This window comes from Natronorubrum texcoconense (assembly GCF_900100335.1).
In the GTDB taxonomy this organism is placed as follows: Archaea; Halobacteriota; Halobacteria; order Halobacteriales; family Natrialbaceae; genus Natronorubrum; species Natronorubrum texcoconense.
Map to the genome: position 1 here is coordinate 173089 of NZ_FNFE01000007.1, position 26978 is coordinate 200066.

At 66.0% G+C, this 26978-nt stretch carries 28 protein-coding genes; 15 read left to right on the top strand and 13 right to left on the bottom strand.

Going from position 1 to position 26978, the window contains the following annotated elements; genetic code table 11:
- Positions 1-36 precede the first annotated feature (36 nt).
- The 3 genes from BLT08_RS18875 (at position 37) to BLT08_RS18885 (ending at position 2419) form a co-directional block, all read left to right on the top strand.
- Complete coding sequence (locus BLT08_RS18875) at positions 37-444, top strand: UPF0146 family protein (RefSeq protein ID WP_090311063.1); 408 nt, start codon at positions 37-39, stop codon at positions 442-444.
- 72 nt (positions 445-516) lie between these two features.
- A complete protein-coding gene (locus BLT08_RS18880) occupies positions 517-1176 on the top strand; it encodes a metalloprotease family protein (protein WP_090311065.1) in 660 nt (219 codons plus the stop codon).
- A 367-nt stretch (positions 1177-1543) separates the two neighbouring features.
- The gene (locus BLT08_RS18885) at positions 1544-2419 is read left to right on the top strand and encodes a TIGR01548 family HAD-type hydrolase (protein WP_090311066.1); all 876 of its coding nucleotides are present in this window, start codon (positions 1544-1546) and stop codon (positions 2417-2419) included.
- Positions 2420-2598: 179 nt separating this feature from the next.
- Here the strand turns inward: BLT08_RS18885 and BLT08_RS18890 are convergent, their stop codons facing one another.
- Positions 2599-3054 (bottom strand): response regulator, encoded by a 456-nt coding sequence (locus BLT08_RS18890; protein WP_245724281.1) that lies wholly within the window; start codon positions 3052-3054, stop codon positions 2599-2601.
- A gap of 135 nt (positions 3055-3189) precedes the next feature.
- Between BLT08_RS18890 and BLT08_RS18895 the strand changes: the two genes are divergently transcribed.
- Positions 3190-4800: an FAD-dependent oxidoreductase gene (locus BLT08_RS18895; protein WP_090311067.1), complete on the top strand. Its 1611-nt coding sequence runs from the start codon at positions 3190-3192 to the stop codon at positions 4798-4800.
- A 105-nt stretch (positions 4801-4905) separates the two neighbouring features.
- Positions 4906-5511, top strand: a complete 606-nt coding sequence (locus BLT08_RS18900; protein ID WP_090311069.1) for a hypothetical protein — start codon at positions 4906-4908, stop codon at positions 5509-5511.
- 48 nt (positions 5512-5559) lie between these two features.
- Here the strand turns inward: BLT08_RS18900 and BLT08_RS18905 are convergent, their stop codons facing one another.
- From BLT08_RS18905 to BLT08_RS18915, 3 genes are all read right to left on the bottom strand, one after another.
- Positions 5560-6393, bottom strand: coding sequence for a glycerophosphodiester phosphodiesterase (locus tag BLT08_RS18905; RefSeq protein ID WP_090311071.1), 834 nt, complete (start codon positions 6391-6393; stop codon positions 5560-5562).
- 81 nt (positions 6394-6474) lie between these two features.
- Entirely contained in the window at positions 6475-7365 is an 891-nt protein-coding gene (locus tag BLT08_RS18910; protein WP_090311073.1) for a hypothetical protein, read from the bottom strand.
- 120 nt (positions 7366-7485) lie between these two features.
- Positions 7486-8523, bottom strand: a complete 1038-nt coding sequence (locus tag BLT08_RS18915; RefSeq protein ID WP_090311075.1) for an LLM class flavin-dependent oxidoreductase — start codon at positions 8521-8523, stop codon at positions 7486-7488.
- 166 nt (positions 8524-8689) lie between these two features.
- Between BLT08_RS18915 and BLT08_RS18920 the strand changes: the two genes are divergently transcribed.
- The 4 genes from BLT08_RS18920 (at position 8690) to BLT08_RS18935 (ending at position 11520) form a co-directional block, all read left to right on the top strand.
- Entirely contained in the window at positions 8690-8947 is a 258-nt protein-coding gene (locus BLT08_RS18920; protein WP_006089566.1) for a hypothetical protein, read from the top strand.
- Between the two features lie 131 nt (positions 8948-9078).
- The gene (gene npdG / locus BLT08_RS18925; protein WP_090311077.1) at positions 9079-9747 is read left to right on the top strand and encodes an NADPH-dependent F420 reductase; all 669 of its coding nucleotides are present in this window, start codon (positions 9079-9081) and stop codon (positions 9745-9747) included.
- Positions 9748-10120: 373 nt separating this feature from the next.
- Positions 10121-11080, top strand: coding sequence for a cobalamin-binding protein (locus BLT08_RS18930; RefSeq protein ID WP_090311079.1), 960 nt, complete (start codon positions 10121-10123; stop codon positions 11078-11080).
- Entirely contained in the window at positions 11077-11520 is a 444-nt protein-coding gene (locus BLT08_RS18935; protein ID WP_090311080.1) for a desampylase, read from the top strand. Before BLT08_RS18930 ends, BLT08_RS18935 begins: the two co-directional genes overlap by 4 nt.
- Before the next feature lie 197 nt (positions 11521-11717).
- On the opposite strand, the gene BLT08_RS18940 is transcribed toward BLT08_RS18935, so the two are convergent.
- A complete protein-coding gene (locus tag BLT08_RS18940) occupies positions 11718-13226 on the bottom strand; it encodes a sulfatase family protein (RefSeq protein WP_090311082.1) in 1509 nt (502 codons plus the stop codon).
- Between the two features lie 194 nt (positions 13227-13420).
- Between BLT08_RS18940 and BLT08_RS18945 the strand changes: the two genes are divergently transcribed.
- Positions 13421-13615, top strand: a complete 195-nt coding sequence (locus tag BLT08_RS18945; protein WP_090311084.1) for a hypothetical protein — start codon at positions 13421-13423, stop codon at positions 13613-13615.
- Between the two features lie 137 nt (positions 13616-13752).
- On the opposite strand, the gene hisS is transcribed toward BLT08_RS18945, so the two are convergent.
- Positions 13753-15051: a histidine--tRNA ligase gene (gene hisS, locus BLT08_RS18950; RefSeq protein ID WP_090311086.1), complete on the bottom strand. Its 1299-nt coding sequence runs from the start codon at positions 15049-15051 to the stop codon at positions 13753-13755.
- A gap of 167 nt (positions 15052-15218) precedes the next feature.
- Here hisS and BLT08_RS18955 point away from each other — a divergent pair, with 167 nt between their 5' ends.
- Entirely contained in the window at positions 15219-16259 is a 1041-nt protein-coding gene (locus BLT08_RS18955; RefSeq protein WP_090311088.1) for a sensor histidine kinase, read from the top strand.
- 15 nt (positions 16260-16274) lie between these two features.
- On the opposite strand, the gene BLT08_RS18960 is transcribed toward BLT08_RS18955, so the two are convergent.
- The 4 genes from BLT08_RS18960 to BLT08_RS18975 form a co-directional block, all read right to left on the bottom strand.
- Entirely contained in the window at positions 16275-16661 is a 387-nt protein-coding gene (locus BLT08_RS18960; protein WP_090311089.1) for a DUF7987 family protein, read from the bottom strand.
- 155 nt (positions 16662-16816) lie between these two features.
- Positions 16817-17413 carry a DUF7411 family protein gene (locus tag BLT08_RS18965; protein WP_090311091.1) on the bottom strand — a complete coding sequence of 199 codons (597 nt, stop codon included), beginning with the start codon at positions 17411-17413 and terminating at the stop codon, positions 16817-16819.
- Positions 17413-17769: a DNA-binding protein gene (locus BLT08_RS18970; protein WP_090311093.1), complete on the bottom strand. Its 357-nt coding sequence runs from the start codon at positions 17767-17769 to the stop codon at positions 17413-17415. Before BLT08_RS18970 ends, BLT08_RS18965 begins: the two co-directional genes overlap by 1 nt.
- Before the next feature lie 105 nt (positions 17770-17874).
- A complete protein-coding gene (locus BLT08_RS18975; protein ID WP_090311095.1) occupies positions 17875-18327 on the bottom strand; it encodes a 30S ribosomal protein S19e in 453 nt (150 codons plus the stop codon).
- A 195-nt stretch (positions 18328-18522) separates the two neighbouring features.
- Here BLT08_RS18975 and thiL point away from each other — a divergent pair, with 195 nt between their 5' ends.
- The gene (gene thiL, locus BLT08_RS18980; RefSeq protein WP_090311097.1) at positions 18523-19419 is read left to right on the top strand and encodes a thiamine-phosphate kinase; all 897 of its coding nucleotides are present in this window, start codon (positions 18523-18525) and stop codon (positions 19417-19419) included.
- A gap of 18 nt (positions 19420-19437) precedes the next feature.
- On the opposite strand, the gene BLT08_RS18985 is transcribed toward thiL, so the two are convergent.
- The 3 genes from BLT08_RS18985 to BLT08_RS18995 form a co-directional block, all read right to left on the bottom strand.
- Positions 19438-20601, bottom strand: a complete 1164-nt coding sequence (locus tag BLT08_RS18985) for a site-2 protease family protein (protein WP_090311365.1) — start codon at positions 20599-20601, stop codon at positions 19438-19440.
- Positions 20602-21117: 516 nt separating this feature from the next.
- A complete protein-coding gene (locus BLT08_RS18990) occupies positions 21118-21363 on the bottom strand; it encodes a DUF7123 family protein (RefSeq protein ID WP_006089550.1) in 246 nt (81 codons plus the stop codon).
- Between the two features lie 251 nt (positions 21364-21614).
- Positions 21615-22463 carry a molybdopterin synthase gene (locus BLT08_RS18995; RefSeq protein WP_090311101.1) on the bottom strand — a complete coding sequence of 283 codons (849 nt, stop codon included), beginning with the start codon at positions 22461-22463 and terminating at the stop codon, positions 21615-21617.
- 207 nt (positions 22464-22670) lie between these two features.
- Here BLT08_RS18995 and pyrH point away from each other — a divergent pair, with 207 nt between their 5' ends.
- The 3 genes from pyrH to BLT08_RS19010 all read left to right on the top strand — a co-directional run bounded on the left by pyrH (position 22671) and on the right by BLT08_RS19010 (position 26958).
- Positions 22671-23396: a UMP kinase gene (pyrH, locus tag BLT08_RS19000; RefSeq protein ID WP_090311103.1), complete on the top strand. Its 726-nt coding sequence runs from the start codon at positions 22671-22673 to the stop codon at positions 23394-23396.
- Positions 23393-25057, top strand: coding sequence for a lysine--tRNA ligase (lysS, locus tag BLT08_RS19005; protein WP_090311105.1), 1665 nt, complete (start codon positions 23393-23395; stop codon positions 25055-25057). The genes pyrH and lysS overlap by 4 nt, the downstream gene beginning before the upstream one ends.
- 71 nt (positions 25058-25128) lie before the next feature.
- The gene (locus tag BLT08_RS19010; protein WP_090311107.1) at positions 25129-26958 is read left to right on the top strand and encodes a site-2 protease family protein; all 1830 of its coding nucleotides are present in this window, start codon (positions 25129-25131) and stop codon (positions 26956-26958) included.
- Positions 26959-26978 lie beyond the last annotated feature (20 nt).

Genomic DNA, 26978 nt, shown 5'->3' on the forward strand with positions numbered 1-26978 from the left:
AACTGCTATGGCCGCGGATGGCATAAACGTCCCGCCGTGGCCCACTCTCGCCGGAACTCGGACCTACTCGAGACGCTTTCGGAGTACGATCGGGTCGTCGAGGTCGGAATCGGCCGCCGAACCGACGTCGCGGCGGCGCTCGCAGACTGCGGCGTCGCCGTCACCGCGACGGACGTTCACGACTTCGAGAGCCCGTCGAACGTGCGATTCGTCCGCGACGATATCGTCGATCCGGACCTCGACCGCTACGCCGACGCCGACGCGATATACGCGCTGAATCTCCCGCCGGAGCTCCACCGTCCGACGCTCGAGGTCGCTCGCGAGGTTGGCGCCGACTTCCTGTTTACGACGCTCGGCGGCGATCAGCCCGCGGTGCCGGTCGAACGTCGGACCGTCGACGCCGGGACGCTGTACGTGGCTCGCTCGATGCGGGCAGATGACTGATCGATGCGCGTTCGACTCCCCTAATAGATCGGTCCGAACGAGTTATCGGGATGCGAACCCTTCCGGAAACCGATGCCCGCCGAGTACGCGTTGATCGCGGCTGCGGTCGTCGTCGCGCTCGTAGTGTTGACGGCCGCCATCGCCGGCGTCAGCTACCTGCTCTCGGCCGCGTTCGTCTGCTTCACCGCTCCCGGGGTCGTCGTCCACGAGTTCGCCCACAAGCAGGCCTGTGACCTCGTCGGCGTCCCCGTCGTCGAGGTCGTCTACTTCAGGTTCGGCAATCCGCCGGGCTACGTACGTCACCACCACCCCGAGCGCTATCGCACGTCGTTCGTCATCAGCGTCGCCCCGTTTCTGGTCAACACCGTCGTCGCGTTCGCCGCCTTCCTCGGCCTCGCGTGGCTCGTGAGCACGACGGGTGACGCCGGCTCGCCGGCCGCCGTTCTCGACACGCTCTCAGCGGCCTCGCGCGAGACGCTCGCGCTCGCAGGACTCTGGGGCTGGTGGGGGCTTTCCATCGGCATGCAGGCGTTTCCGAGCACCGGCGACGCGAACACGCTCTGGGCTCGCTCGAGGGCGGAGTGGCGACGGTCGCCGGTCGTGTTGCTCGGCGTCCCCGTCGTCCTCGTCATCTACCTCGCGAACCTGCTCTCGTGGCTCTGGGCCGACGTGCTCTACGCGCTGGCGCTGGGCGTCGCCGCGTTCTACGTGGTCGGCTCGCTGGGATTCTGACGGCGCGTCGACCCACGTGCGGTGGCGCGCGCTTTGGCACGGTGAGTCACTGACGAACCGTGCCTCAAAACCGTGCGAGGTCGTCGCGAGTGAACCGAGCGACTGCGTGGAAGACGCAAAGCGTCTTCCTGGGGATGAACGAACGATCGGAGGGAGTGAGCGTAGCGCGGAACCAACGGTTCCGCGGACCATGCGAACGGGCGCTTCGCGCCCGTGAGCAGAAATCGGTTGGGGAAGGTGTGGAAATCACTGCTGCCAGCGTGAGCAGAACGCTCGAGTTAGTCGATAACCGTTGCAACCCACTTGAGGAATTTTATCGAGAAGCGAATCCGATCCCCTTTATCCGTGGGACCCCGTCTGAACAGCCATGAACGCAGATGCTGTCGTCCTCGATATCGACGGCGTGCTCGTCGACGTCGAAGACTCCTACCGGCGCGCGATCCTCGAGTCCATCGAGCACGTCTACGATCGGACGATCCGCAAGGCCGATATCCAGCAGTTCAAAGACGCCGGCGGGTTCAACAACGACTGGGAGCTGACCTACGCCGCGGCGCTGTACGTGCTCGCGACGAGCGAGAATTACGGCCAGTCGATCGACGAGTTTACCGACGAGATCGCGACTCGAGGCGGCGGTCTCGAGGCGGCCGAAGCCGCCGTTCGCGACGAACTCGGCGCGCAGGCGACCCAGCGCGTGACGAACCGCTGGGATCGCGAGCGACTCCGGGACGTGTTCCAGCAGTTGTATCTGGGTGCCGACCTGTATCGCGGTCTCGAGGGCGGCGACCCCGACATCGAGAGCCGCGGCTTCATCCACGACGAACCGATCCTGCTCGCCGACGAAACGCGCGAGTACTTGCTCGAGGGCTACGACGTCGGCGTCGTGACCGGCCGGCCGGAAGCCGAGGCCGAAATCGCCCTCGAACGCGTCGGACTCGAGCGCGAGATCCCGCTCGAACACCGGTTTACGATGGACGACTGGGAGGAAGGGAAACCGCACCCGCACGCCCTCACGACGCTCGCCGACCGGTTCGACGCGGACACCGTGGTCTTCGTCGGCGATACGTTAGACGACGTTCGGACGGCTACCAACGCGGCCGAGGCAGACTCGGAGCGGGAGTATCACGGAGTCGGCGTCCTCACGGGCGGTCTCACCGGCGAGGCGGGCCGAGAGAAGTACGCCGCCGAAGACGCGGCGGCGGTCATCGAATCGATCGACGATCTCCCGGCGCTGCTCGAGGGCTGAGGTCAGTGGAGTGAGTGGGTTAGTAGAATGAGGAGAGGTTGGTGGAACGAGGTGAGGTCAGTGGGGAGAGGTGAGGTCGGTGAGGTCAGTGGGGAGAGGTGAGGTCGATACCGGTCGGAGATACGAGAAGACGGGACCGGCTCGAGGAGAAACGGTGGTACCGGCCGACGGACAACGGTTCACGCGTTTGCCTTAGGATACCGGACGAACTCGAGCCAGAAACGCTCGATGAGACGAACGAGTGAGTCGACCCCCTCGGAACTGTCCGGCTTCTCCAGGACCGCGTTCGCGTGAAGCTCGTACGATCGGCGAATCTCCTCGTCGTCCGGAGCCGTCAGCACGAGTACGGGGATCGATTTCAGCGCCGGCTCGCCTTTGAGCTCGGAGAGGACGGCTTCGCCGCTGATCGCCGGCAGCCGGAACGGGAGCAACACGAGGTCCGGTCGAGGACTGTCGGCGTACTCGCCGCGCCGGTGAACGAACTCGAGTGCGGTCGCGCCGTCGGGAACGGTGTGAATCTCGGCTGGAGTGGGAACGTCCGCGAACGAATCGACGTACAGATCCGCGTTCTCGGGGTCCGGTTCCACGAGTAGTATCGAAATGACGTCCTCGGGCGACGGTGTCATGACTCGCATAGGAACGTCGACACGATGAATGGCGCGGTCTTCGGGACCGACTACGAGAGCGAGGACGGTTCTCGATCGAGCGACCGACTTGCACCTCCGCCCGCCCCTTTTTTGCCTCCCGTCGGCGTAGCCCGCCGCAGATCAATGCCCGAGTTCACCCGTAGCGATCTTCCCGGCGATCCGACCTCGCCCTGGCTCGCGAGCACGCTCGAGTCCGAGGGCGACGGAGACCCAGCCGGAACCGACCCGGCGCGTGACGAATCGACGGCCGAGGAACGCGAAACCGACTCGCTCACGGGCGATCGGTCGGTCGACGTCGCCGTCGTCGGCGGCGGTATCGCCGGGCTCTCGACCGCGATCGAGCTCCGCGAGCGCGGCCGAACGGTTGCCGTCCTCGAGCGCGATCGAGTGGGGACCGGAATCACGGGCAAGTCGACGGCGAAACTGACCAGCCAGCACGGGACGATCTACGACCACCTGCGCCGGGAGTTCGGCCGCAGGCAGGCGAGCCAGTACGCGCGGGTCCAGGAGGAGGCCATCGACGAGGTCGAACGCCGGATCGACGAGTTGGAAATCGACTGTGGGTTCGAACGCCAGCCGGCCTACCTCTACAGCAACGAACCCGACGCGATGCGGCGCGAAGCCGACGCCGCGCAGGCCGCAGGGCTCGACGCGACCTACGTAACCTCGGTTCCGCCGTTCGAACGCGCCGAAGCGGGCGTCCGGTTCGACGACCAGGCCTGGTTCCACCCGCGGAAGTACCTCCTCGGAATCGTGGACGAGCTTCGGGCGGACGACGGGGCGACAGTTTACGAACACACCCGCGTGACGGACGTCGAGCCGGGATCCCCGTGTCGCGTCCGAACATCCGAGGGCTCGGTGACTGCCCGGCGCGTCGTTATCGCGACCGGCTTCCCCATCCTCGATCGAACGGGCTACTTCGCGCGGATGCACCCGAAACGCTCCTACGTGCTCGGAATTCGCCTCGACGGCGAACCGCCGGAGGGGATGTACTACCGCTCGAGCGGCAGCTACCGTTCCGTGCGAACCCACCGCGATTCCGCGGGCGACCTCCTGCTCGTCGGCGGCGAGAACCACAAGACGGGTCAGGGTGGGTCGACCGCAGACCGGTACCGGCGACTCGAGCGCTGGGCGCGCGAGCGGTTCCCGGTCGACGAAATCGCCTACCGGTGGTCGACGCAGGACTACAAGCCGGTCGACAAGGTGCCGCTCGTCGGTCGAATCGGGGCCGCCGAGAACGTCCTCGTCGCGACCGGCTTTCGCGGCTGGGGGATGACCAACGGCGTGGCCGCCGGAAATCTGCTCGCCGCGACCATCGCCGGCGAGGAACCACCGGAGCGAGACCTCTTCTCGCCGCTGCGGTTTACGCCGAAGACGTCGGCCGGGACAGCCCTCACCGAGAACGCCGACGCGGCGAGTCAGTTCGTCACCGACTGGGCGCGGACGTTACTCTCGCCCGACCTCGAGTCGCTCGAGCCAGGGGAGGGCCGGATCATCCGCCGCGGTGGGAAGCCGATCGCCTGCTCGCGCGACGACGACGGCACCCTCCACGCCACGTCGGCGATCTGTACCCACCTGTACTGTCTCGTCGAGTGGAACGACGGCGAAGCCAGCTGGGACTGTCCCTGTCACGGCTCGCGATTTTCGCCCGACGGCGAGGTTCTCGAGGGGCCGGCGAACGAGCCGTTGCCGACGCGCCGAGCGTCCTCGGATCCGGACCTGAAACGTGAGTGAGCCCCGACCGAATCCGAACTCGGCGCGACAGTTTCGTTTCACACATCCGTTCTAACCAGTCAATAAACCGAACAATTATGTAGCGGCCCGAACGAAATTGAGTCGATGTCGAACACGCGACGTGCTGGCGTCGGCGGTATCATCGTCGATCTCGGCCGCGCTATCGGGACGTTCTTCGGTCTCGCGTGGCTGTGTTTCGTCGTCGGGATCGTCCTCGCTCGAGCCACCGGCACGTCGATGGCGGCCGTCCCCCTCCCGGCCGAACTGGTCACGTTCGGGGTGCTCGCCGTCGCCTTCGTCGGCACGAGTTGGCTCGTCGACGGCGGCTACGAGCGACTCGGGGCCGATCCAAGCGGCGGTGCGACGTTCGCGTGGCTGGCTGTGTTGTTCGTTCCGCTCGCCTTTTTTCCGGCGCGGTTCGCGCTCGGATTCCTCGTCGGCGAACCCGGCGTGCTCGACGCCCTGTTCGTGCTGACGGCGACACTGTTTGCGGGCTGGCTCGCGTTTTACGGCGGGCTCGAGCGATTGGCCCTCGTGCCGGACGATTTCCTTCGCGTCGCCGTTTTCGCCGTCGCGCTCGGCTCGATTCCCGTCGCGGCGGTCCTCCTCGCCGATATCGGATGGCTGACGACCGATCTCGCCGCTGCGACTGTCGCCGCCGGCGTGCAGGGCGCAGCCTGCTGGTTCGGCTTTCGGACGGACGTTCTCTGATCGGAGTGAGTCGTTACGGCGTCGTCGCGATCGTTCTCAGCCCGGGATCTACGACGTCTGCGAGACCGTTCCCAGCCCCGGATAGTCGGCGATAATGCCGTCGACCCCCGCCTCGGCGAGTTGCGCGAACTGCTGCCAGTTCGTGACCGTCCAGACGTTGACCGTTCGTCCGTCCGCGTGGGCTTCGGCGACGATATCGATCTCCGGTTCGGCCTCCGGCGAGCCGTAGTACGGCGTCGTCGCCAGTGCGGTTCCGGCGATCGCGTTTCTGGGCGGATGGATCGCCTCGCAGTCGTACCGGCGCGCGATCTCGAGACCCGCCTCGAGGTCGTCCCAGACGAGCGTCGCGGCCGGATAGGTGGGGCCCGCCTCGCGGACGGCAGCCAGCGCGCCCTCACAGAACGAGGAGTAGAGAATTTCGCCGTCGAACGCGCGACACTCCTCGACGACGCGCTCGACGAACGGCTCCCAGATCCCGCGTCGGTCGTCGCGCTCGTCCGGGGCGAGCGACTCGGCGAATCGAAGCTCCGTCGTCCCCGGATTCTTCAACTCGACGTTGACGCCGACCGTCTCGGGAATCGCCTCGAGGAACGCGGCGAGCGTCGGAATCGTCGCATCGGTGCCGAGCACGCGGGTCGTCTGGAGGGTCTCGAGATCGGTCTGCCAGACGAGCCCCGAGGCGTCGGTGAGCGGACGGCCGTCTCGAGTGCCGTCCAATCGCTCGTCGTGAACGACGACCGGGGTTCCACAGGCCGCCGGCTGGACGTCGATCTCGAGCATGGCAGTTTCGTCGAACTCGGCCGCGGCGAGCGCCGCCGCGACGGTGTTTTCGGGGGTGACGCCCGCGAAGCCGCGGTGAGCGATGACGGCTGGCGTGGTCATGGTCGTGAGACGACGGCGAGGCTATTGGGTGCTGTGCTCGCTCGAGAACGGTGGCCGATGTGAACGCGCTGTGGCGATCGATCAGGACTCGTACGTCTCCCGGTGGACCAGCAGTTCTTCGCCGTCGACGATCACCGTCACGACGATCTCGTCACCGTCGGGATCGAACTGCGAGGAGAACCAGGTCGACGGAATCGCGTAGTCGTCGTCGCTGTCTTCGGGCTCGTAGACGGAGCTTCCTCGCCCCTGACTCTCCGAGTACGCGACGATCTCCTCGATACTGCTGTCGATCGAGTCGACGAGGTTCACCCGCACCCTTTCGTCGTCGGTGTCGAACTCGAGGTCGTCGACGACGCGGTACGTCTCGTCGTCGACGGGGTCGCCGTCGGGAAGCTCGGTCGACTCTTCGTACGGGAGGAACACGCGCCACTCACCGTCCTCGGTGAGCGCGACGAGTGTATCCGTCTTCGTGACCGTCTCGCCGGCGATGGTCGTTTCGGTCTCGACCGTCACCAGTGCGGCCTCCTCACCCTCCAGCGCGTCGTCGAGATCGACGTCCTGGAACCAGAACTCCGCGTACGGGAGGTCGTGAATCTCGTCAGTTTCGTATGACTCGTCGGCCAGTTCGACCGCGTAGTCGCCGACGGCGTCCATTTCGAAGGTCATGTCCTCGTCTTCCTCCGCCTCCGCCGCCATCTCCGCCGGATCGAACGGGTGGTGAGTATGCATCGCGTCGGCCATCGCGTCCAGGTCCTCGTCCGCCCCGGCCGCCATGTACGCCTCGACCGCCTCCACTGCGCCGTGCTCGTCGTCTTGCGCTTCGTTTCCGTCGGCGCCGTTTCCGGTATCGTCTCCGTTCCCGTCGTCATCGCCGCCGTTTCCGCCGTCGTCGGCGCCGAGCTCGCCGACACAGCCCGCGAATCCGGCCGCGGTTACCGCGCCGACGGCTGCCAGATACGAACGTCGTTCCATACCGACGCTAACCTGTAGGACAGAATAAGTTTTTTCATGCGACTGTCGCTTCCTCGGTCGCTTGTCGTGTACGAATCGACGTCGGCCCGGCGGCGGAACCGCGAACTCGCAGTCTCACCGTTACCGCGCGGAAAGCCCGACCGCGTCGGCGAGCAACTCGTGCGACCGCAGCGTGTCCTCGGGATCGGCGATCTGGTTCTGGATGATGACCTCGTCGACGCCGACCTGTGCCGTGAGCTCCTCGAGTACCGCCTGCATCGTCTCCGGGCTCCCGGAGATCGCCCGCGGCCACTCGCCGGGCTCGATCGGGAGCCGAGTCGGCTCGGGGACGTCGCCGAGAACGTCGATCGCCTCCTCGACCGAACGGATCGGCAGCTTGTCCATCTGCCCGCTTCTGAGCAGCCGCGAGGAGGCTTCCGTCGTCGCGCGGAGTCGTGCGGCCTCCTCGTCGGTCTCGGCGCAGGTGGCGTTCACCGCGAGCATCCCGTGTGGCTCGTCCGGCCCGGCGCCGTAGGGAGACGGTTGGAAGTGTTCCCGGTACACCTCGAACGCTCGCACGGCCGGCTCGGGTCTGATGAACGCGGCGAAGCAGTACGGTAGCCCCAGTTCGCCGGCGATTTTCGCGCTGGAGGGACTCGAGCCCAGCACCCACGGCTCCGGGGCGGTGTCTCGAGCGCGGGGGAGGTCCAGCCCGCTGAACGGGTGGTCCGGTTCGAAGCCGCCGAAGAGGTGTTTCGCGACTTCGTCGATCTTCTCTCGGTGGTCGCTCCCACCGCGGCGTCGCTCGCTGCGGTCGACCTGCAGGGCGTAGTCGCGCGTGGGGTTCCCCGTCGCCCGCCCGAGCCCGAGATCGATGCGGCCCGGAGCGAGCGCGTCGAGGACGCTGAACGTCTCCGCGACCTTGTACGGGCTGTAGTGGTTGAGCAGCACCGTCCCGGAGCCGACCCGGATCTCGTCGGTCTTCGCAGCGACGTGCGGGATGAGCGCTTCCGGGGTCGTGCTCGCGATCGACTGCGCGAAGTCGTGGTGCTCGGCGACCCAGAACCGCGAGTAGCCGAGCCGTTCGGCCTGTCGGGCACGTTCGACCGTCCCGTCGAACGCCTCCGTCGCGCTGCCGCCTTCCGGTATCGGTGCGAGATCGACGATCGAGAGATCCATATCGGAGGGTGGGCGCAGCGTCGGAAGTGTTTGCGGATTCGCGGCCCGTCGCCGACCAACGCTTGGGACCTGGCGCCGACCTACGCGTTCGGTGACTCGTCGGGGACCGTCGCGCCCGACCACTGACGGCCCAGCATTCACGACGCTCCCCGCCGAAGCCACTGACATGACCGACACCACGCTCGAGGACGTCGAACGAAATCTCGACCGCGCGACCGATCTCGAGGAGGAAGAGGCCCTCTCCGTGCTGCGAACGACGCGTCAGGACCTCGCGGATCTCGACACCGCCGCGGACGTCGACGAGGAGCGACGGCGGGAACTCGAGGATCGCCTCGACCAGCGCATCCGACAGGTCGAAGAGCGCGACGCCTACGATAGCGGGCTGGGCGCGTCGATGAACCCCGACGAGGACGAAGCGCCGTAGGTCAGGACGGGTCGCGCTCAGGGCGTCCGGATTCTCGCTCGCGGCGGTCGGCTTCTCGAGGGCGTCCGAGAACCCGGCGAGATCGGCCGACCTCCCACCCTTTTATTCGGATGCCGTCCCGAGAGTCGCGTATGCGAATCGCACTACTCGGCGGAACCGGCGACATCGGGCAGGGGCTGGCCCTGCGTTTTGCACACGACACGGACCACGAAGTCCTCATCGGCTCGCGCGATCCGGAGAAGGCCCGCGACGCGGTCGAGGGATACGCGGACGAACTCGAGTCGCGCGACGTCGAGGCGAATATCAAGGGCTTCGATAACGAGATGGCGGCCGATCGCGCGGACGTCGTCATCCTCAGCGTGCCGCCGTACTACGCCGGCGACACCGTCGAGGCGGTCGAAGACGTCCTCGACTCGGAGACGATCCTGGTCACCCCCGCGGTCGGCATGCAGGGCGACGAGGACGGCCTGCACTACCATCCGCCGGGGACCGGCAGCGTCACCGAACTCGTCGCCGAGCGCGCGCCCGACGAGGTCCCCGTCGTCGGCGCGTTCCACAACCTCGCGGCCGACGCGCTCTCGGATCTCGACAACGACCTCGATCTGGACACCCTGCTCGTCGCGAACGACGACGACGCGAAGGAGACCGTCCGCAACCTGTCGAACGAGATCGACGGCCTGCGCGCGCTGGACGTCGGCCCGCTCGCCAACGCCGCCGAAGTCGAGAGCGTCACCCCCCTCGTGATCAACATCGCGAAATACAACGAGGAGCTGCACGACGTCGGCGTGAAGTTCCACTAGGCGTCTCTCTGCCGTTTTTACAGCGTTTCGATCGAACCGCGTGCGGTGGCGCGCGCTGTCGAGGCACCCGAGCAGTGTGAGGGTGCCTCGACGATGCTGCGCGAGGGATGAGCGAGTAGTGCGGGACCTCCGGTCCCGCATACCATGCGAACGGGCGCTTCGTGCCCGTGAGCAGATGAAACGAGCGAGTCGGCTGGGGAGGGCGTGGTACTCACCGTTGCCAGCGCGAGCAGCGTTGCGTCCTCGGTGCTCGAGTCTCGAGTCACCGTCCCCTTTTAATTTGAATCGCTATCGTTCCCGTCCGCTCTACGAACGTAGCGTCTGAACCGAACTCGAGCCAGCCGTTTTTCATCCCTCAACACCTACGGAGACCATGCGAATCGTCACGACGCTCCCCTCGGCGACCGAAACCGTGGCCGCGCTCGGCATAGAGCCGGTCGGCGTTTCCCACGAGTGCGACCACCCGCCCGGCGTCGAGGACCTGCCGTCGGTCACCGCCTCGAGAATCGACGCCGAGGCCTCGAGCGGCGAGATCGACCAGCAAGTCCTCGACAATTCCGAGGCGGGCGTCTACAGCGTCGACGTGGACCTTCTCGACTCGCTCGAGCCCGACCTCATCGTCACGCAGGGGATGTGCGACGTCTGTGCGGTCGACGAAGTCGTAATCGAAAATGCCGTCGGCGAAATCGACGCGAACCCCGACATCATCACCACCGACCCCCACAACGTCGCGGACGTGCTCGAGGACCTCGAGCGAATCGGCCGCGCGACGGGTCGCGAGGATCGCGCCCGCGAGGTCCGCGCCGAACTCGAGTCCCGAATCGACGCCGTTCGAAACCGAACCGCGGACCTCGACCCCATCGAACGCCCACGCATGGCCATCTTCGACTGGACCGACCCCGTCATGATCGCGGGCCACTGGACGGCCGACCTCGTACAGTGGGCCGGCGGGACGTACGGGCTGGCCGACTCGGGGGAGCGCTCGAGGCCCCGTGAATGGTCGGATATTCGCGAGTACGACCCCGAACTGATCGTCGTGGCGCCCTGTGGGTTCGGGCTCGCACAGACCGCCGAAAACACGGGAGACCTGACCGAGCGCGAAGGGTGGGAGGACCTCACCGCAGTACAGGAAGGCCGCGTCTGGGCGATGGACGGCCACCACTACCTGAATCGGCCGGGACCGCGGCTGGTGGACACCCTCGAGGCGCTGGCGCCGATCGTCCAGCCCGAACTGTTCGACGAGGGAACGCCGCCAGTTGCGCTCGAGGAGGTTGCCGTCCCCTTCGAGACGCTGACGGACCGACGCGGGGCGACTGCAGAGCCGAAACCGTGACCAGTTCACCACCCGAGCTCGTCGTCCCGACCGCGATTCGCGATCGGATCCTCGAGCGCGCTCGCGAGGGGCAGCCAGAGGAAATCTGCGGGATCTTCGGCGGCGAGTACGATCCCGCCCCCGACGGCCGGAGCCGCGTTCGGTCGCAGTACCCCGCCGAAAACGTCGCCGAGACGCCGCGCACCCGGTATCGGATCGATCCCGAGGCCCAACTCGAGCTCTTCGAGGAACTCGAGGATCGCGGCGAAGAGATTGTCGGCTTCTATCACTCCCATCCCCGCGGCCCGCCGCGTCCGAGCGCGACCGACGAAGCGCAGGCGACCTGGCCCGATCGGTCGTACCTGATCGTCTCGCTCGAGCCGCTCGAGGTCGGATCGTGGCGGTGGCGAGAGCGGGGGAACGAGGGGCGGTTCGAACGGGAGCGTCTCGTTCTCGATTGAACGCCGTCGACCGCGGCGGGCGTCCGAACGCCGTCGACCGTGATGAGTGTCCTGCTATCGTGGCAACGGTGAGAGCCACTCCCTCCCCAGCCGATTCGCTCACTTCGTTCGCTCATCCCTCGCACGACTTCGAGCCACGGCTCGTGGTTCACTCGCCGTGGCACAGCGCGCGCCACCGCACGTCTTCTGGTCGGTCGTCACGACGCGTTTCTGAGCACGTCCGGCACCCAGCCTTGGTTCGTGTCGTCCGTCTTCTTCATCCACTCGATCAATCGCTCGCGCATCTTCCGGCGCACCTCGTCGTACTCGGGGTGGTCGATCAGGTTCTGCAGTTCGGCGGGGTCACCCTCGAGATCGTACAGCTCGTCGATATCCGGTCCGTTGTAGACGTACTTGAACTGCCGCGTCCGAACCATCCGCTGGGTGTAGAGACCGAACTCGTCGCCGTGGTACTGGGCGAACGTGGAGTCGGGCCATCCGGGGACGACGTCCGGGTCGCCGCCGGACTCGAGCAACGGCACGAGACTCCGCGAGTCGAAGCTCTCGGGTACCGCCACGTCGCCCATCTCGAGGAACGTCGCCGCCAGATCGTGCAGGTGGACAGGTACCTCGCAGACCGTTCCTGGCTCGACGACGCCGGGCCAGCGCACCTGTAACGGGATCCGATAGGTGTCGTCGTACATCAGCGGGCCCTTGTTGAACTGGCGGTGGCCGCCGACGAAGTCGCCGTGATCGGCGGCGTGGACGACCGCCGTTTCTTCCGCGAGCCCGTACCCCTCGAGCGCCTCGAGAATCCGCTCGAGTTGGTCGTCGATCAGCGTCACGAACCCCCAGTACTTCGCGGTGGCTTCGGCCCAGTGTTCCCAGTCGAAGCCGTCGGCTCCGCGGTAGTGCAGGTAGTTCTCGTGGACCCGCGGTTTCCCCTCGAAGGTCTCGGCGTAGCTCGCGGGCGGTTCGATCGCCTCGGGATCGTACATCGAGGCGTAGGGCTCGGGGACGACGTAGGGGTGGTGCGGGCCGTAGAAGTCCGCGCGGTGGAAGAAGGGGGCATCGCTGTTGCCGCCCTCGGTATCGGCACTGGCACCCGATCGACCCCCCTCGGCGTGCTCCTCAATCGCCTCGATCGTCCGCTCGGCGAGGAAGTGCGCGCGGGTCTCCTCGACGTCGACCGGCGTTTTGGCGGCCACGAGCGTCCCCTCGCTGGCGTCTCGAGGATCGCTACCGGTGTAGAGTTCCTCCTCGAGATCGACCTCGCCCGGGGGCACACCGCGCTCCTCGCGGTGCTCGCGGAACGCGTCGTCGATGTCGTCGTGGTGAACGTCGCTGCCGCCGAGATACGAGAAGCCGAAGTCCTCGGGCGTCTGATCGCGGCCGACGTGCCACTTCCCGGTGTAGCTACACTCGTACCCGCTCTCGACCAGCGCCTCCGAAAACGTCTCCATCTCAGCAGGCAGATTCGGCCGAATTGCGTCGGCCTCGTGGCTGTTGTTGAGCATCCCGTGGTCGTGGGGGAACCGGCCGGTCATGAGCGACGCGCGGGCGCTCGTACAGATGCTGATCGGGGTGAACGCCTGCGAAAAGTGCATTCCCTCCCTCGAGAGCCGATCCATCGTCTCGGTCTCGACCGGCGGCCCGTCGGGCGCGCTACAGTCGTATCGCTCCTGGTCAGTGAGGACGAAGAGGACGTTCGGTCGGCTGTCAGCCATCGGACGTGCTACGCCGACGCCGTAATTAATGCTGGGGGCTGCAGGAATACGACCGACGGTTCTCGAGTCGGACACGACGACCGTGGCGGCTTGGACTCGAGTCGACGGCCACCCACGCTCGACTCGATCACGCAGATAACGTCCGTCTATGTCAAGGCTGACCGTTGAGTCGATCGGCGTCGAAGTACCGAATAGTGCCGATCGCGTACTGTGCGGCGTGTGAGTGGGAGCGACGAGCGGACGAGGACTCGAGCGAAGATCTCAACCGGCCGATGATCAACCACTACGTCGAGACCGGCCACGGTCCGATCGAACGGCTCGACCTCGCGGACTCGCTCTCGACGCTATCGGCGCGTCACGACTCCTGGGACCGTCACGAACGCGAGTAGCCGCTGCCGAAAGACAGGGATCGGCTGTGAACGGCTCTGTGCTCGTGACTCCCAAGACGATCAGCGCCCGCTCGAAATCGTCGACCGGCAGCCGAGGGCTCCCTCTTCGAGACCGGTGATCGGTGACCGAGAGTGCCCTACTCGAAATCGTCGATCGTCGGTCGCTCGAGGTCCCCGGGGAAGGAGTCGACCGGCACCTGAATCTGGTCGCCCGATTCCATATCCTTGATCGTGACTTCGTCGTTCTCGAGATCCTGCTCGCCGACGATGACGACCGTCTCGGCGTTGATCGAGTCGGCGTAGTTCAACTGCGCGCCGAAGGATCGACCGGCGACGTCGGTCTCGACGACGTGGCCCGTCTCGCGCAGGTCGCGGGAGATCCGGGCTGCTTCCGTCCGCGTGTCGCCGACCTGGAGCACGTAGTACTCCGTTTGGACTTCTTCCTCGGGCCAGACGCCCGCACGCTGACACAACAGCGACAGCGTCGCGTGGCCGGGCGCGACGCCGACCGCGGGCGTCGGCTGGCCGCCGAAGCTCTCGATCAGGTCGTCGTAGCGGCCGCCACCGAAGATCGACCGCGAGACCTCGCCCGTCGAGTCGAAGCACTCGAAGACGACGCCGGTGTAGTAGTCGAGTCCGCGCGCGGTCTCGAGCGAGATCGTACAGTACTCGCGAGCGCCGAAGTCCTCCGCAGCGGCGAGCACGTTTTGCAGGTTCTCGACGGCATCGGTCACGCGCTCGCTGTCGGCAAACGCTTCGACGTCCTCGAGGTCGCCGCCCGCGATGAGGTCGGCGAACTCGGCGGCCTGATCGGCCGTCAGCCCGGCACCGATCAGCAGGTCGTGGTACTCGACCTGCGAGAGCTTGTCCGATTTGTCGACCGCGCGGATCGCGGCGTCGGTATCGAGATCCGTATCGTAGCTCTCGAGGACGCCGCCCAGAATATCTCGGTGCGAGATTCGGAACTCGAAGTGCTCGCCCGTCAGGCCGAGGCCGGTCAGCGCGTCGGCGGCCCACGCCAGAATCTCGGCGTCTGCTTCGGGTTCCGAGGAACCGAAGATGTCGACGTTGGTCTGGTAGAACTCGCGCTGGCGGCCCTGTTGGACCTGCTCGTAGCGCCAGAACGGCCGCGTCGAGAACCACTTGATCGGCTTCGAGAGCGCTTGCTGTTTCGCGACGACCATCCGCGCGACGGTCGGAGTCAGTTCCGGCGTGAGCGTGACGTGGCGACCGCCCTGGTCCTCGAACGAGTAGAGTTCGTCGACGATGTCGTCGCCGCTCTTGTCGGTCCACAGCTCGGCTCGTTCCAGGGCCGGCGTCCCGATCTCGCGGAAGCCGTAGCCGCGAGCGGTCTCCTCGACGACGTCGATGGTCGCCCGTCTGGCGGCCATCTCGCCGGGATAGAAGTCACGAAAGCCCTTGATCCGGTCGTACATGCTCGTCCGTTCGGGCACGGCGAACTTCTATCCTGTTATTCCCGAACGGCTGGGGCATCGATAGCGGTAGCCGCCCCTTTCGTACGGTGTTCTCGGCGGTTATTTCCACCTCGATCGAGATGAGATACTCCCGTAAATTGATATCTTTCTGGGTGGTCCGTGGGCCTGTGCAACCCACTGCGGACGACGACTGGGTCGCCGAGATCGGCGACCAACTTCCGGTTTCACCGCTGTCGCTCCTCGGATTCGTCCTCGCGGCCACCATCGGCGTTCGGATCGCCGGCGAGAGCGCCTCGAGCCAGGCGCTCCTCGAGAGCGTCTTTCCGCTCGTGACCGCGACGGCGGTCGTCCTCGCCGATCGCTTTCTGGTGGCGATGGACGTCCCGATACGCGACCGACTCACCGTTTTCGCCTACGCGCTCGGCGGCTTTCTCGCCGCCGTCGTCGTGACGTCGCTCCACCTCTACATCGCCTACCTCGAGGGGACCGGCGCTCACGCGCCGTTGTACTTACTGTTGATGGGCGGGACGATGGGCGTCGGTGCCGGCACCGTCGCCGGCGTTTTCGACATCAAACAGCGAGCGGCAACCCGCGAGGCGCGACGCCAGAGCGACCGACTCGAGGAGTTCGCGAGCGTGGTGAGCCACGACCTTCGGAACCCGCTCAGCGTCGCGCGCGGTCGCCTCGACGCGGCGTTTCGGACCGGCAGCGCCGACCACCTGAAAGAGGTCGACGCCTCCCTCCGGCGGATGGACGAACTGATCGACGCCTCGCTGTCGGTGGCCCGCAACGGGACGCAGGTCGAGGAGACCTACGAGGTCCCGCTGATCGAACTCGCGAGCGACGCCTGGTCGGCCACCGCGACCGACGAGGCGACCTACGAGGTCGTCGACTCTCGGACGCTGCAGGTCGACCCGCTGCGCACGAAACGGCTGTTCGAGAACCTTTTTCGCAACTCGCTGGACCACGGTCGGGACGACGTTCACGTCCGCGTCGGTTCCTGTGACGGCGGCTTCTTCGTCGAGGACGACGGTCCCGGCATCCCTGAGGACGAACGCGACAAAATTCTGGAACAAGGATACTCGACCGCGAGGGACGGTTCGGGGCTGGGACTGGCCATCGTCCGCGCCATCGCCGACGCCCACGGCTGGTCGATTACGGTGACCGAGAGCGAATCGGGCGGGGCCCGGTTCGAATTCACTGGGTAGGGCAGTCGGCGTCGATCACGTCGACGTCCCGTACTCGGTGTACGTCAAGAGGAGAAAGGGAACGAGCGCGCCGACGCCGAGGACGAGCACGTAGATGATCCCCTCGGAGAGGGCGGTGAACTCGTCGAGTCCGAACAGAAGCCCCATTCCGAGTATGACGAAGACGCCGATCAGCTTGTTTTCGGCAGTGATCAACCCCTCTCGCTTGACGGCAATATAGAGCGACACGAGCACGAGGACGACGGTCCCGGCGAGAACGGCGACGAACAGCCGAATCAACCCCGTTGCCAGGCCGACCCAGAACCCGATCCCAACCAGCAGGTAGCCGGCTGCGAGTGCCGTCGTCGCGACCCGTCCGGTTAGAAATTCGCTGTCGTTCGGTTCCGCCCGCGCAGTGCACATATTTCGAGGGCGTCGTGTAGTGTTAAATGTATTACTGTTGTAGGATTTCGCGTGAATGCATAGGTCCACACTCACGGCCGCCCTCGCGGCGTTCGCCGTTGCTCGTCTCCATCTCGACAGGAGAGCGACTCAGAACGGAGCACGGAACCAGCGTATTACTCCTGCTGGACGCCCGTCACGTACGTCTGCGTGTGGTCCGGAAAACACTCCGCGATGGCACCGGGACCGGCTTTGTCGGCGATGATCGCCCGTAGCTCCGCCTCGTAGTCCGCCCGGTCGATCTCCTCGCTCGGCCCGACGACGACCTCGAGTTCCGTCTCGACCAATCGATCGACGGCGGTGCGGCCAAAGCCCGACAGCGGGGCGATGTAGTCGACGTCGTGGCGGTCCTCGAGGCTCTGAGCCTGTGCGCGCGAGACCGTGGGGACGCGGTCGTCGCGCCGGGTGCCGTCCGCGATGGCGTCGTACTCTCGCTCGGCCAGCCGCTCTAAGGCGTGCAGGTGGACCTGCTGGATGCCGTTGCGGGGGAAACCATCCTCGCGGATCGTCCCGGCGGCGTCCCGGGCGATGTCGGGATCGAGTTCGAGGCGTTCGAACTCGAAGTCGAGAGCTGCGGCCGTCTCGCGGGCGTGGGTCCAGTCGTCACTGATGCCGAAGTGGGCCGTGACGAGGGTGACGTCGTAGAACTCCTCTAAGAGCAGCGCCGCGAGCGTCGAGTCCTTGCCGCCGCTGTAGAGAACCCCGAGCTCCATCAGCGACGCGTGATGTCGAAGCTCTTCGAGTCGGGCTTTAACTCCTGGAGGAGCTTCTTCATCTTGTCGTCGTCAATTTTGCCCTGAATGCGGCCGCTCTTGGCCAGCGTGACGACCTGTCGCTCGACCTGCTCGCCGAACTGGGGCTTGCTCATCTTGACCGTGTTGAGCCGTTTCCGGGCGTCGTCGGTCAGGTACTGACGCAGGAGCGCCTTCTTCTGGGCTTCGGCCTGCTGCTGGGCCGCTTCCTGCGAGGCACCGCCCTGGCCTTGCTGGCCCTCGGCCTGTTCCTGTAGCTGCTCCATCTTCTTCTGTCGGAGCTCCTCGAGTTTCTCTTCGTCGGGTGAACCACTCATAGGCTACTGTTGTGTTCCACGGTGGAAAATGATTACGGACGAGATGTACGACTGCCGGTGCTCGAGGGGACGTTCGGTGAGAAAAGCCGGTCTCGCGTCGCGTCGTTACGCGTAGCGCTCGAGTTCCGGACGGTCGAGCTCTTCGAGGACGGTACCAGCGGTGTCGTCGAGCAGGCTCTGACCCGCGGGCGTGATGCGTCGGCCCTCACCCTCGGCGGTCTCGACGAGGTCCTCTTCCTCTAACTGCTGGAGGATGGTGCGGATCAGGTTCTTCGAGCCGTCGGCGCGCTTGTCCGGGGCGACCTGGTAGCGGTTCGAGGTCTTGCCGCCGCCGTACTCCGTCGAGAGTCGCTCGACACCGACGGGACCGCGGTCGGAGACCTTGCGCAGGAGGCTCGCGGCGCGGGTCGCCCAGAACGTCTCCTGTTCCGGTGGGAGTTCGCGATCGACACCGCTCTTTGCGAACTTACCCCAGTCGGGTTCGTCGAGCCGTTCCTCGAGATCGTCGGCGAGCGCCTCGATGAGGTCGTCCGCCGGAACGTCGTACATCGTAGCCATTGGCGTGTGGTTTCCGTCCGCGGCATTTAAGGCCATCGTATTCTGCCGGTGTGTCGCGGTGCGTGCGGAGTGTGTACACGGGTTTCACGGACTCCGCGGGGGCGACTCGAGACTCGCTCTCCAGCGTCGAGGTCGGTTCCGCTCTCGCGGCCGCAGCCCGGACCGTTTTTCGTGCTGGACTCGAAACGCCCAGATATGGACGAACGCGCCGCGCTGGCGCTGCTGGAACGCGAACTCGAGGCCGCGGGCGACGACGCTGCCGTCGTCGACGGACTCGTGATCACGACGGATATGCTCCACGAGCGGACGGATTTCCCGGCCGGAACGACCCGCTACACGGCGGGTTGGCGGGCCGTCGGGGCCTCGCTCTCGGACGTCGCCGCGATGGGTGCCGAGGCGACCGCCGCCGTCGCGGCCTACGCGGCCCCCGAGTTCGACGCCGAGGAACTGCTCGCGTTCGTACGCGGCGCGAGCGACGTCTGCGAACGCGTCGGCGGCGAGTACGTCGGCGGCGATCTCGACGGCCACGAGGAGTTCACCGCAACGACGACCGCGATCGGCAGCACTGACGACCCCGTCTACCGCAGCGGTGCGACTCCCGGCGACGTCGTCTGCGTCACCGGGACGCTGGGCCGCAGCGCCGCCGCACTCGAGCTGTTCGAACGCGGCACGCGTCATGACGACCCGGACGTACTCGAGCGCGCGAACGAGCTGTTCCGGTTCGAGCCGCGAATCGCGGCCGGCCGAGCGCTCGCACCCCACGCGACCGCGATGATGGACTCGAGCGACGGGCTCGCCCGCTCGCTACACCAGCTCGCCGAAGCCAGCGACTGCGGATTCGAGATCGACGCCGAGACGATTCCGATCGACGACGCGTTGCGCTCCGTCGCCGCGAGCGACGACGAGGCGCTCGAGCGCGCGACGACCTTCGGCGAGGACTTCGAACTCGTCGTTACGATACCCGAGGACGCAGTTGAAACCGTACAGTCGGCGCTCGCGGTCGATCTGTCAGTGATCGGGTCCGTCACCGCGCGCGAGAACGGAATCACGATGGACGGCGAAGCGCTCGAGGATCGCGGCTACACGCACTGATAGCGGAGTCACGGTTCGTTACGGGATGATCTCGAGGGGAACGGGCATGAAACAGAGCGCACCGAGCCCGAACGTGAGAATTCCCACGAGGAGTCGGCCGGTACCGAGACGCTCGTCGGTGACCGGGCGGGCCGCCCCCGCCGAGGCGAAGAGCGCGGTCAGGATCCCCCACAGGATCCAGATGAACACCGACTGGAACCCGTAGCCGCCGACGAAGTAGAGGTAGCCGGCGAGTGCGATCAGCGCAGTCGGAACGATCGTGCTGACGAGCGCGTGGAACTCTCCGGCCATCGCCCGGAGGATGTGCCCGCCGTCGAGTTGACCCACCGGAATCAGGTTGAGGAAGGTGACGAACATGCCGACCCAGGCGCCGATGACGACCGGGTTGACGTTTCGAGTCGGGTCGTCGGCGTACATCGGCTGGTCGACCGCCCACGCGAGCAACTCGAGCATCGGCGGGATTCCGAGTCGGAACCCGCTCCCGTCGGCCTCCTCGAGGAGCGGCTCCGGAACGGTGACGGGCGGCATATGTAGCCCGATAATCGCGACGGCGATCGTCGCCACCAGTCCGGCGAGCGGCCCGGCGACGCCGATGTCGAACAGCGCTTTCCGGTCGGGCATCTGCCCCTTCAACCTGATCACCGCCCCCATCGTCCCGATGATCGTCGGGATGGGGATAAAGTACGGGAGCGAGGCGTCGACCTCGTGGTAGCGGCTCATCACGTAGTGACCCAGTTCGTGGACGCCGAGTACCCCGAGAATCGCGAGCGAGAAGGGCCACGCCTGGAGCATCACCATCGGATCCGACAACGGATCGAGCTGGGGGTACCACCAGAGTGCGCCGACGAACAGCGTCGAGACGACCGTCGCCAGCAACAATAGGACGTTCGTCCATGGGATCCCGTTGATGCCGAGGTCGATCGGCTCGGCGACGAGCACGTACTCGCCGTACCGGGTGGTCAGCTGCGGATCGTAGCCCGCCTTTCGGAACGCGGGCCACAGCTCGCGCATCGCCTCCTCGGGATGTACCCGCGGATCGCCGTAGTAGATCAGCTGATCGCCCTCGGTTCGGATCTCGTAGATCGTAAACACGGACTCGATGCGCTCGAGCGGCGGCCCGGCGTCGAGCGACGAGCCGTTCGTCCGCGCGGACCCGAACTCGGACGAGTCGACGTCGTCCATCATCGATGGTTCAAGGTCTCCTCGTATAAATCGCCTGTCGTCGGCGGCGCCGACTGGGATAGTAACAACTGAAACGATTTACACACCGATCGCATAGCTCGCGGGTCGTCGCTCCCCCTCGCTTTGCCGCGGTTCTCGCTCACTTCGTTCGCTCGCGGGTCACTGCGTTCCCCGCTCGCTTTCCCGCGGTTCTCACTCACTTCGTTCGTTCCGAACCGCGTACGCTCCGAACCGCGTACGCTCCGAACCGCGTACGCTCCGAACCGCGCTTCCCTCCTGCGATCGGATGTGCATTGACTTTCAGTGTCTACTATCGGTTGCACTACAGGGTTCGAAACGAACGGGTCGGACGGAAGGGGGTGGCCGACCCGAAAGGGGTGCTGCGGGGACTTCAGGGAACGTGCCGGATCGCGGGAGAACCGCGTTGACACGCAGGGTGTAGGTGCGGTGGGTGTAGCGGGGATCGGGGGAGATCCGTCGCGTCGTGGCTGGAACAGCCGATCGACACGATCTGCGTCAGGCGGGGGCGACGCGCCAGGTGGTCGCGCTCGTGTAGGACCACTTCTCGATCTCGAGATCGCTGACCGAGTCGGAGAGTTTGACCATCAACGCGCCGATCTCTTTGGGGGACATGCCGACGTCGTCTGCGATGAACTTGCCTTTGAAGTACAGCTCGCCGTCTTCCGCGCGGTTGCGCAGGTAGTTCGTGAGGCGACGTTCTTTGCTTTCCGTGGAGGGTTGGGCTGTCGTGCTCATCGACATCAACTGCTTGTGGGGGGAATATGTTATAAAGGGAGGATGGTTAGCGGCATTTCGTTTGTGTTCAGCGATCTGGGGGGTAATCGACGTTTTATTCTCGGTAATGATAACTTCTCTCGAGCGACGAGATCGTCCGAGACGTTTTAAAACCGCCGCTAATCTATTATCGCCGGCGAAACACTCACGGAGATTAGAATATCCTTTTTCGAGAGGCTTGACCTATTTTGAACGGAAGGTTCACGAAACCAATAGTGTTACGATCGCTCGTGAACCCAGAACTCGTCGTCGACCGTCACCTCTTTTTTGAACAGGGGAACTTCGTCTTTCAACCGGTTGATTCCGTCTTCGACGGTCCGAAACGCCTCACCGCGGTGTCCGGCTAGCACCACGACGAAAACGATATCCTCGCCGTCCTCGACGACGCCGGTCCGATGGTAGAGTTCGACCTCGAGGACGCCGTCGCGGGACTCGAGATCGGTTTTGAGGGAGGCCATGCGCTCCTCGGCGATCCCCTCGTACTTCTCGAACTCGAGGTACTGGGTGCGCGCGTCGTCCGCGTCGTCTTTCGCCCGGACGCGGCCGGTGAAGGTGGCGATCGCACCGGATAGCTCCGCTTTCGGCGAGCGTTTGACGCGGTCGACGAGCGACTCGAGGGTTTCGTGGGGATCACAGTCCTCGAGGGCGGCCAGCACGGCGTCCGAATCGAGGTCCCCGGGCGCTTCGACGGCTGCGATCACGCGGTCGTCGTTTTCGTCCGCTGAAGCCGCCGCCTCGCCGTCCGCGCCGACGACGACGGTGGGGTGTCGGAGTCCGTCGACGCCGACCACGACGGCGTAGTCGCAGTCGACCGCGAGCTGGTCGACGACGCTTTCGATCGTCATTCCGGTTCCGGAGGCCGCCCAGTCCCCGTCCGCGCCGAGTTCGTAGCTGACGTCGCCGCCGACGGTCAGCGAGTCGTGGGCCTGCATCCCGTCGGCGATCGTCGCGTCGTATCTGACGACGCCGACGCGCCCCTCCCGCTCGAGTCGATCGACGAGCCGGTCGACGACGCGCTCGAGCGCGTCGTCGCCCGTTCCGTGGTCGCAAACGCCGAGTACGTGCATGTTCCAACCGAGGTGCCCTCGGACTTTGTAGCTGTCGACGCCGAGAAGCTCGCGAGGGGTCGGCGCGGTCGTGATCGCGTTGATGCCGTCTACCGCTGGTTCACCACCGCTCTGGCTTCGGGATTCGCTCCCGTGTTCGTGTGAGACACGCGCGCTGCCTCTCAGTTGGCAACCCTTAAGATAGCAACCCGGTTACACCGGGATAGCATGAAAGTGGTCGTCTCTATCGGCGGAAGCGTGCTCGTGCCCGAACTCGGGACGGATCGGGTAGCCGAACACGCAGCCGTCGTCGAAGACCTCGTCGCGGACGGCTGTCGCGTCGGTGCCGTCGTCGGGGGCGGCGGCGTCGCACGCGAGTACATCGGCGCCGCTCGCGACCTGGGGGCAAACGAGATCGAGCTCGATCAGTTGGGAATCGACGTCACCCGACTCAACGCACGCCTGCTGATCGCCGCGCTGGGCGGCGACTCGGTGACGGCGCCGGCGAAAGACTACGAGGAGGCCGGCGAAGCGCTGCAGCGGGGCGGTATCTCCGTGATGGGCGGTGTCGCACCGGCTCAGACGACCGACGCCGTCGGCGCCGCTCTCGCGGAGTACGTCGACGCCGATCTGCTCGTCTACGCGACGAGCGTCCCCGGCGTCTACAGCGACGACCCCAACGAGAACGCCGAGGCGACGAAGTACGATCGGCTCTCCGCTGCGGACCTCGTCGACGTTATCGCCGGCCTCGAGATGAACGCCGGCGCGTCGGCACCCGTCGATCTGCTGGCGGCGAAGATCATCCAGCGCTCGGGCATGCGCACGATCGTCCTCGACGGCACCGATCCGGACCGCATCTCGCGTGCCGTCCGCTACGGCGAGCACGACGGCACCGACGTCATCCCCGAGGGTGCGGGTGAAGAACCGACTTACTGGGCGCAGGACGAACGATGAGCGACGAGAGTCCGTACACCCTCCAGCGCGAGGACGCGGAACGACACGCCTTCTGGGCGGATGTCGTCGCGGATCGAGTGGAAGAGCGCGTGGCCGACCGTCCCGGCGATGACCCGATCGTCGTCAAGGGCGGTATCTCGCCGTCGGGCGTTCCCCACCTCGGCAACGTCAACGAACTCCTGCGGGGCTACTTCGTCGCCGAAGTGCTCCGTGATCGCGGCCACGAGGTTCGGCAGGTCTTTACCGCAGACGACCGCGACCCGCTGCGAAAGCTCCCCCGGACCCTCTGTGATCTCGAGGGGAACCTCGTCGACCTCGGCGACGTCGACGCGGGCGCGCTCGGACGCAACCTCGGCGCGCCGTACACGGACATCCCGGACCCCTTCGGCTGCTGTGACTCCTACGGCGACCACTTCTCGACGATCATTCAGGACAGCGCCGACGCCGTCGACGTGCCGATCGAACTGCTCTCGAACACCGAACTGTACGAGAACGGCGACTTCGAGGACGTGACCCGATTCGTGCTCGAGAATCGCGAACGCGCACGCGACGTCCTCGCCGAGTACCAGGACAAGGTCGACGAGGACTACGTCCCGTTCAACCCCATCTGTGCGGAGTGCGGGAAAGTAACCGAGACCGTCACGAGCGTCGACCTGGACGCCGAGCCGCCGACCGTGGACTACACGTGTACCGACATGGACGCCGGCGACCGGACCATCGACGGCTGCGGCCACGAGGGCACCGCGACGCTGCGCGAGGGCAAACTGCCCTGGCGCTTCGAGTGGCCCGCCCAGTGGCAGACCCTCGGCGTCGACTTCGAGCCCTTCGGGAAGGACCACGCCGAAGGGTCCTGGCCCAGCGGACAGGACGTCGCCCGAAACGTCCTCGAGATCGAGCCGCCCGTTCCGATGGTCTACGAGTGGTTCACCCTCGAGGGCGAGCCGTTCTCCTCCTCGGAGGGGAACGTCATCCTCGTCTCGGACGTGCTCGAACTGTTAGAGCCCGAAGTGCTGCGGTACTTCTTCGCGAAGGACCCCGCGAAGGCGCGGGATTTCAGCATCGAACGGCTCGACCAGCTGGTCGACGAGTTCGACCGCATCGAGGCGATCTACTTCGACGAGATCGATGCGGACGAGGACGAGACGGCCTTCGCGAAGCGCGTCTACCCGTTCGTCGTTGAGGAACCCAGAGTAGAGCGGGTACGGCTTCCTTACACCTTCGCCGCCGTGCTCGGTATGACCGACGACCCCGACCTCCGGGAGGAGATCGCCCGCCGCGAGGGTCACATCCCCGACGATGCGCCCGACTGGGCCGTCGAGGGCGCCCTCGAGCGCGTCGAGCAGGCCCGCAACTGGGCGCGACGCACGGAAAACGAGTTCGACTACGAACTCAAGCGCAGCGAGATCCCCGACCACGAGTTCGACGCGGCGACGGAGGACGCACTCGAGGAGCTCGCCGACTTCATCGAAGCGGGTCACGAACCCGACGAAATTCAGGGCGAGATCTACGAGACGGCGCGCCGCCACGACGTCGACGTCGGCGACTTCTTCACCGCGGGCTACCGGCTCTTTTTCGACGAGGAACAGGGGCCGAAGCTCGGCTCGTTCCTCGCGAAGGTCGACCGCGAGTTCGTCGTCGCTCGGTTGCGCCGGGAACGGTGAGCCCGACCGACCCGGTTGAGTCGGTCGAATAGACAAAAGCCCTTTGAGAACCCCTCCCCGAAGTAGGACCAATGGATCACGGTTTCCCTGCTGTCGTCTCGGTTCCCGAACTCTACGGCTCGGAGACGCTTACGTGGGTCGTCGCCGGCCTGCTCGTCTACTGGTTCGGGATCATCGCCCTTCGACGAGCGGATCTGCTGCCGGAGTACGTCGGGGCGCAGGGACCCATTCTCACGTTCCACACCAAACGCGGCCGGGAGTTCCTCGACCGACTGTCGAAACCGAAGCGGTTCTGGCGAGCCTGGGCTAACCTCGGCGTCGGCATCGCCATCGTCGTGATGGTGGCGATGTTCGTCCTGCTTCTGCTCGCCGCCATCTCCGCGATCACGTCGCCCCAGCCGACCGGCGGCGTCCAGCAGCCCCGTAACGTCGTACCGTTCCCCGGCGTCAACGACTTCCTGCCGCTCTCGGCGACGCCCGGCATCGTCATCGGGCTCCTCGTCGGACTGGTCGTCCACGAGGGTGGCCACGGCCTGCTCTGTCGCGTCGAGGACATCGGCATCAAGTCGATGGGTGTCGCTATGCTCGCGATCATCCCCTTCGGCGCGTTCGTCGAGCCCGAACAGGAGAGCAGCAAAAAGGCCTCGAGAGGGGCCCAGACGCGGATGTTCGCGGCGGGCGTCACGAACAACTTCGCGGTTACGATCATCGTCTTCGCCCTCCTCTTCGGTCCGATCGTGGGGGCCATCGCCGTCGCCCCCGGTGCCGCGGTCGGCGGCGTCGCACCGAACTCGCCCGCCGCCGACGCCGGCGTCGAACCGAACGACCGCATCACGGCCGTCGAGGGCGAGGCGGTCGAGACGAACGACGACCTCGCCGACCGACTCGAGGCCCACGACGGCCAACAGGTCGAACTCGAACTCGACGGCGAACGGACCGTCACGGTCGATCGGTCACTGCTCGTGACCGCCGCGATGGAGAACGGTCCCGCCGGCGTCAACGCCGGCGACGCGATCGTCGAGGTAAACGGCGAGACGGTCGTCACCGAGCGCGAGTTCCTCGAGGCCGTCGGCGACGACGAGGTCGTGACGCTGACGATCGAAACCGAGGCCGGCGACCGGAGCGAGCGCGAGGTACCGATCGGCGCCGCGGTCGGCGTCGTCGAGGACGGCCCGCTCGAGGAGGCGCTCGGTCCGACCGACGAGACGTTCGTCATCACCTCCTTCGAGGGGGAGCGAACGCACTCCTACGACGATCTCGACGCGTTGCTCTCGGAGACCGAATCGGGCGACGAGGCGACCGTCGTCGGCTACCTCGACGGCGAGCGCGAGGAGGTCGACGTGACCCTCGGCGAGCATCCACGAGACGACTCCGGATTCCTCGGCGTCAGCCCCACTCCCGGCACGTCCGGCTTCGAAGTGAGCGATATCGGCGTCCAGCTCTATCCCGCCGAGGAGTATCTGTCCATTCTCGGGGGTAACGGTGGCAGCAGCTACGGCGGCGTCGCCGACTCCTTCTTCGGAAAGATCGGACTTTCGATACTGCTCCCGGTCATCGGCGTCGTCGGCTTGCTGCCGTTCAACTTCGCCGGCTTCACCGGCGGCGTCGAGAACTTCTACGAGGTGCAGGGATCGCTCGCGGTGCTCGGGGATAGCACCGTGTTCATCCTCGCGAACATCCTGTTCTGGACCGGCTGGATCAACGTCCAACTCGGCTTCTTCAACTGCATTCCGGCGTTCCCGCTCGACGGCGGGCACATTCTCCGGACGAGCACCGAGGCCGTCGTCTCGAGGCTCCCCGTCGAGACGACTCGTGGGCACGTACGGACGGTGACGACGACCGTCGGGCTAACGATGCTCGTCAGCTTCCTCACGATGCTGTTCCTCCCCTTCCTCCTCTAGAATCGGTCGGCCGGCTTCGG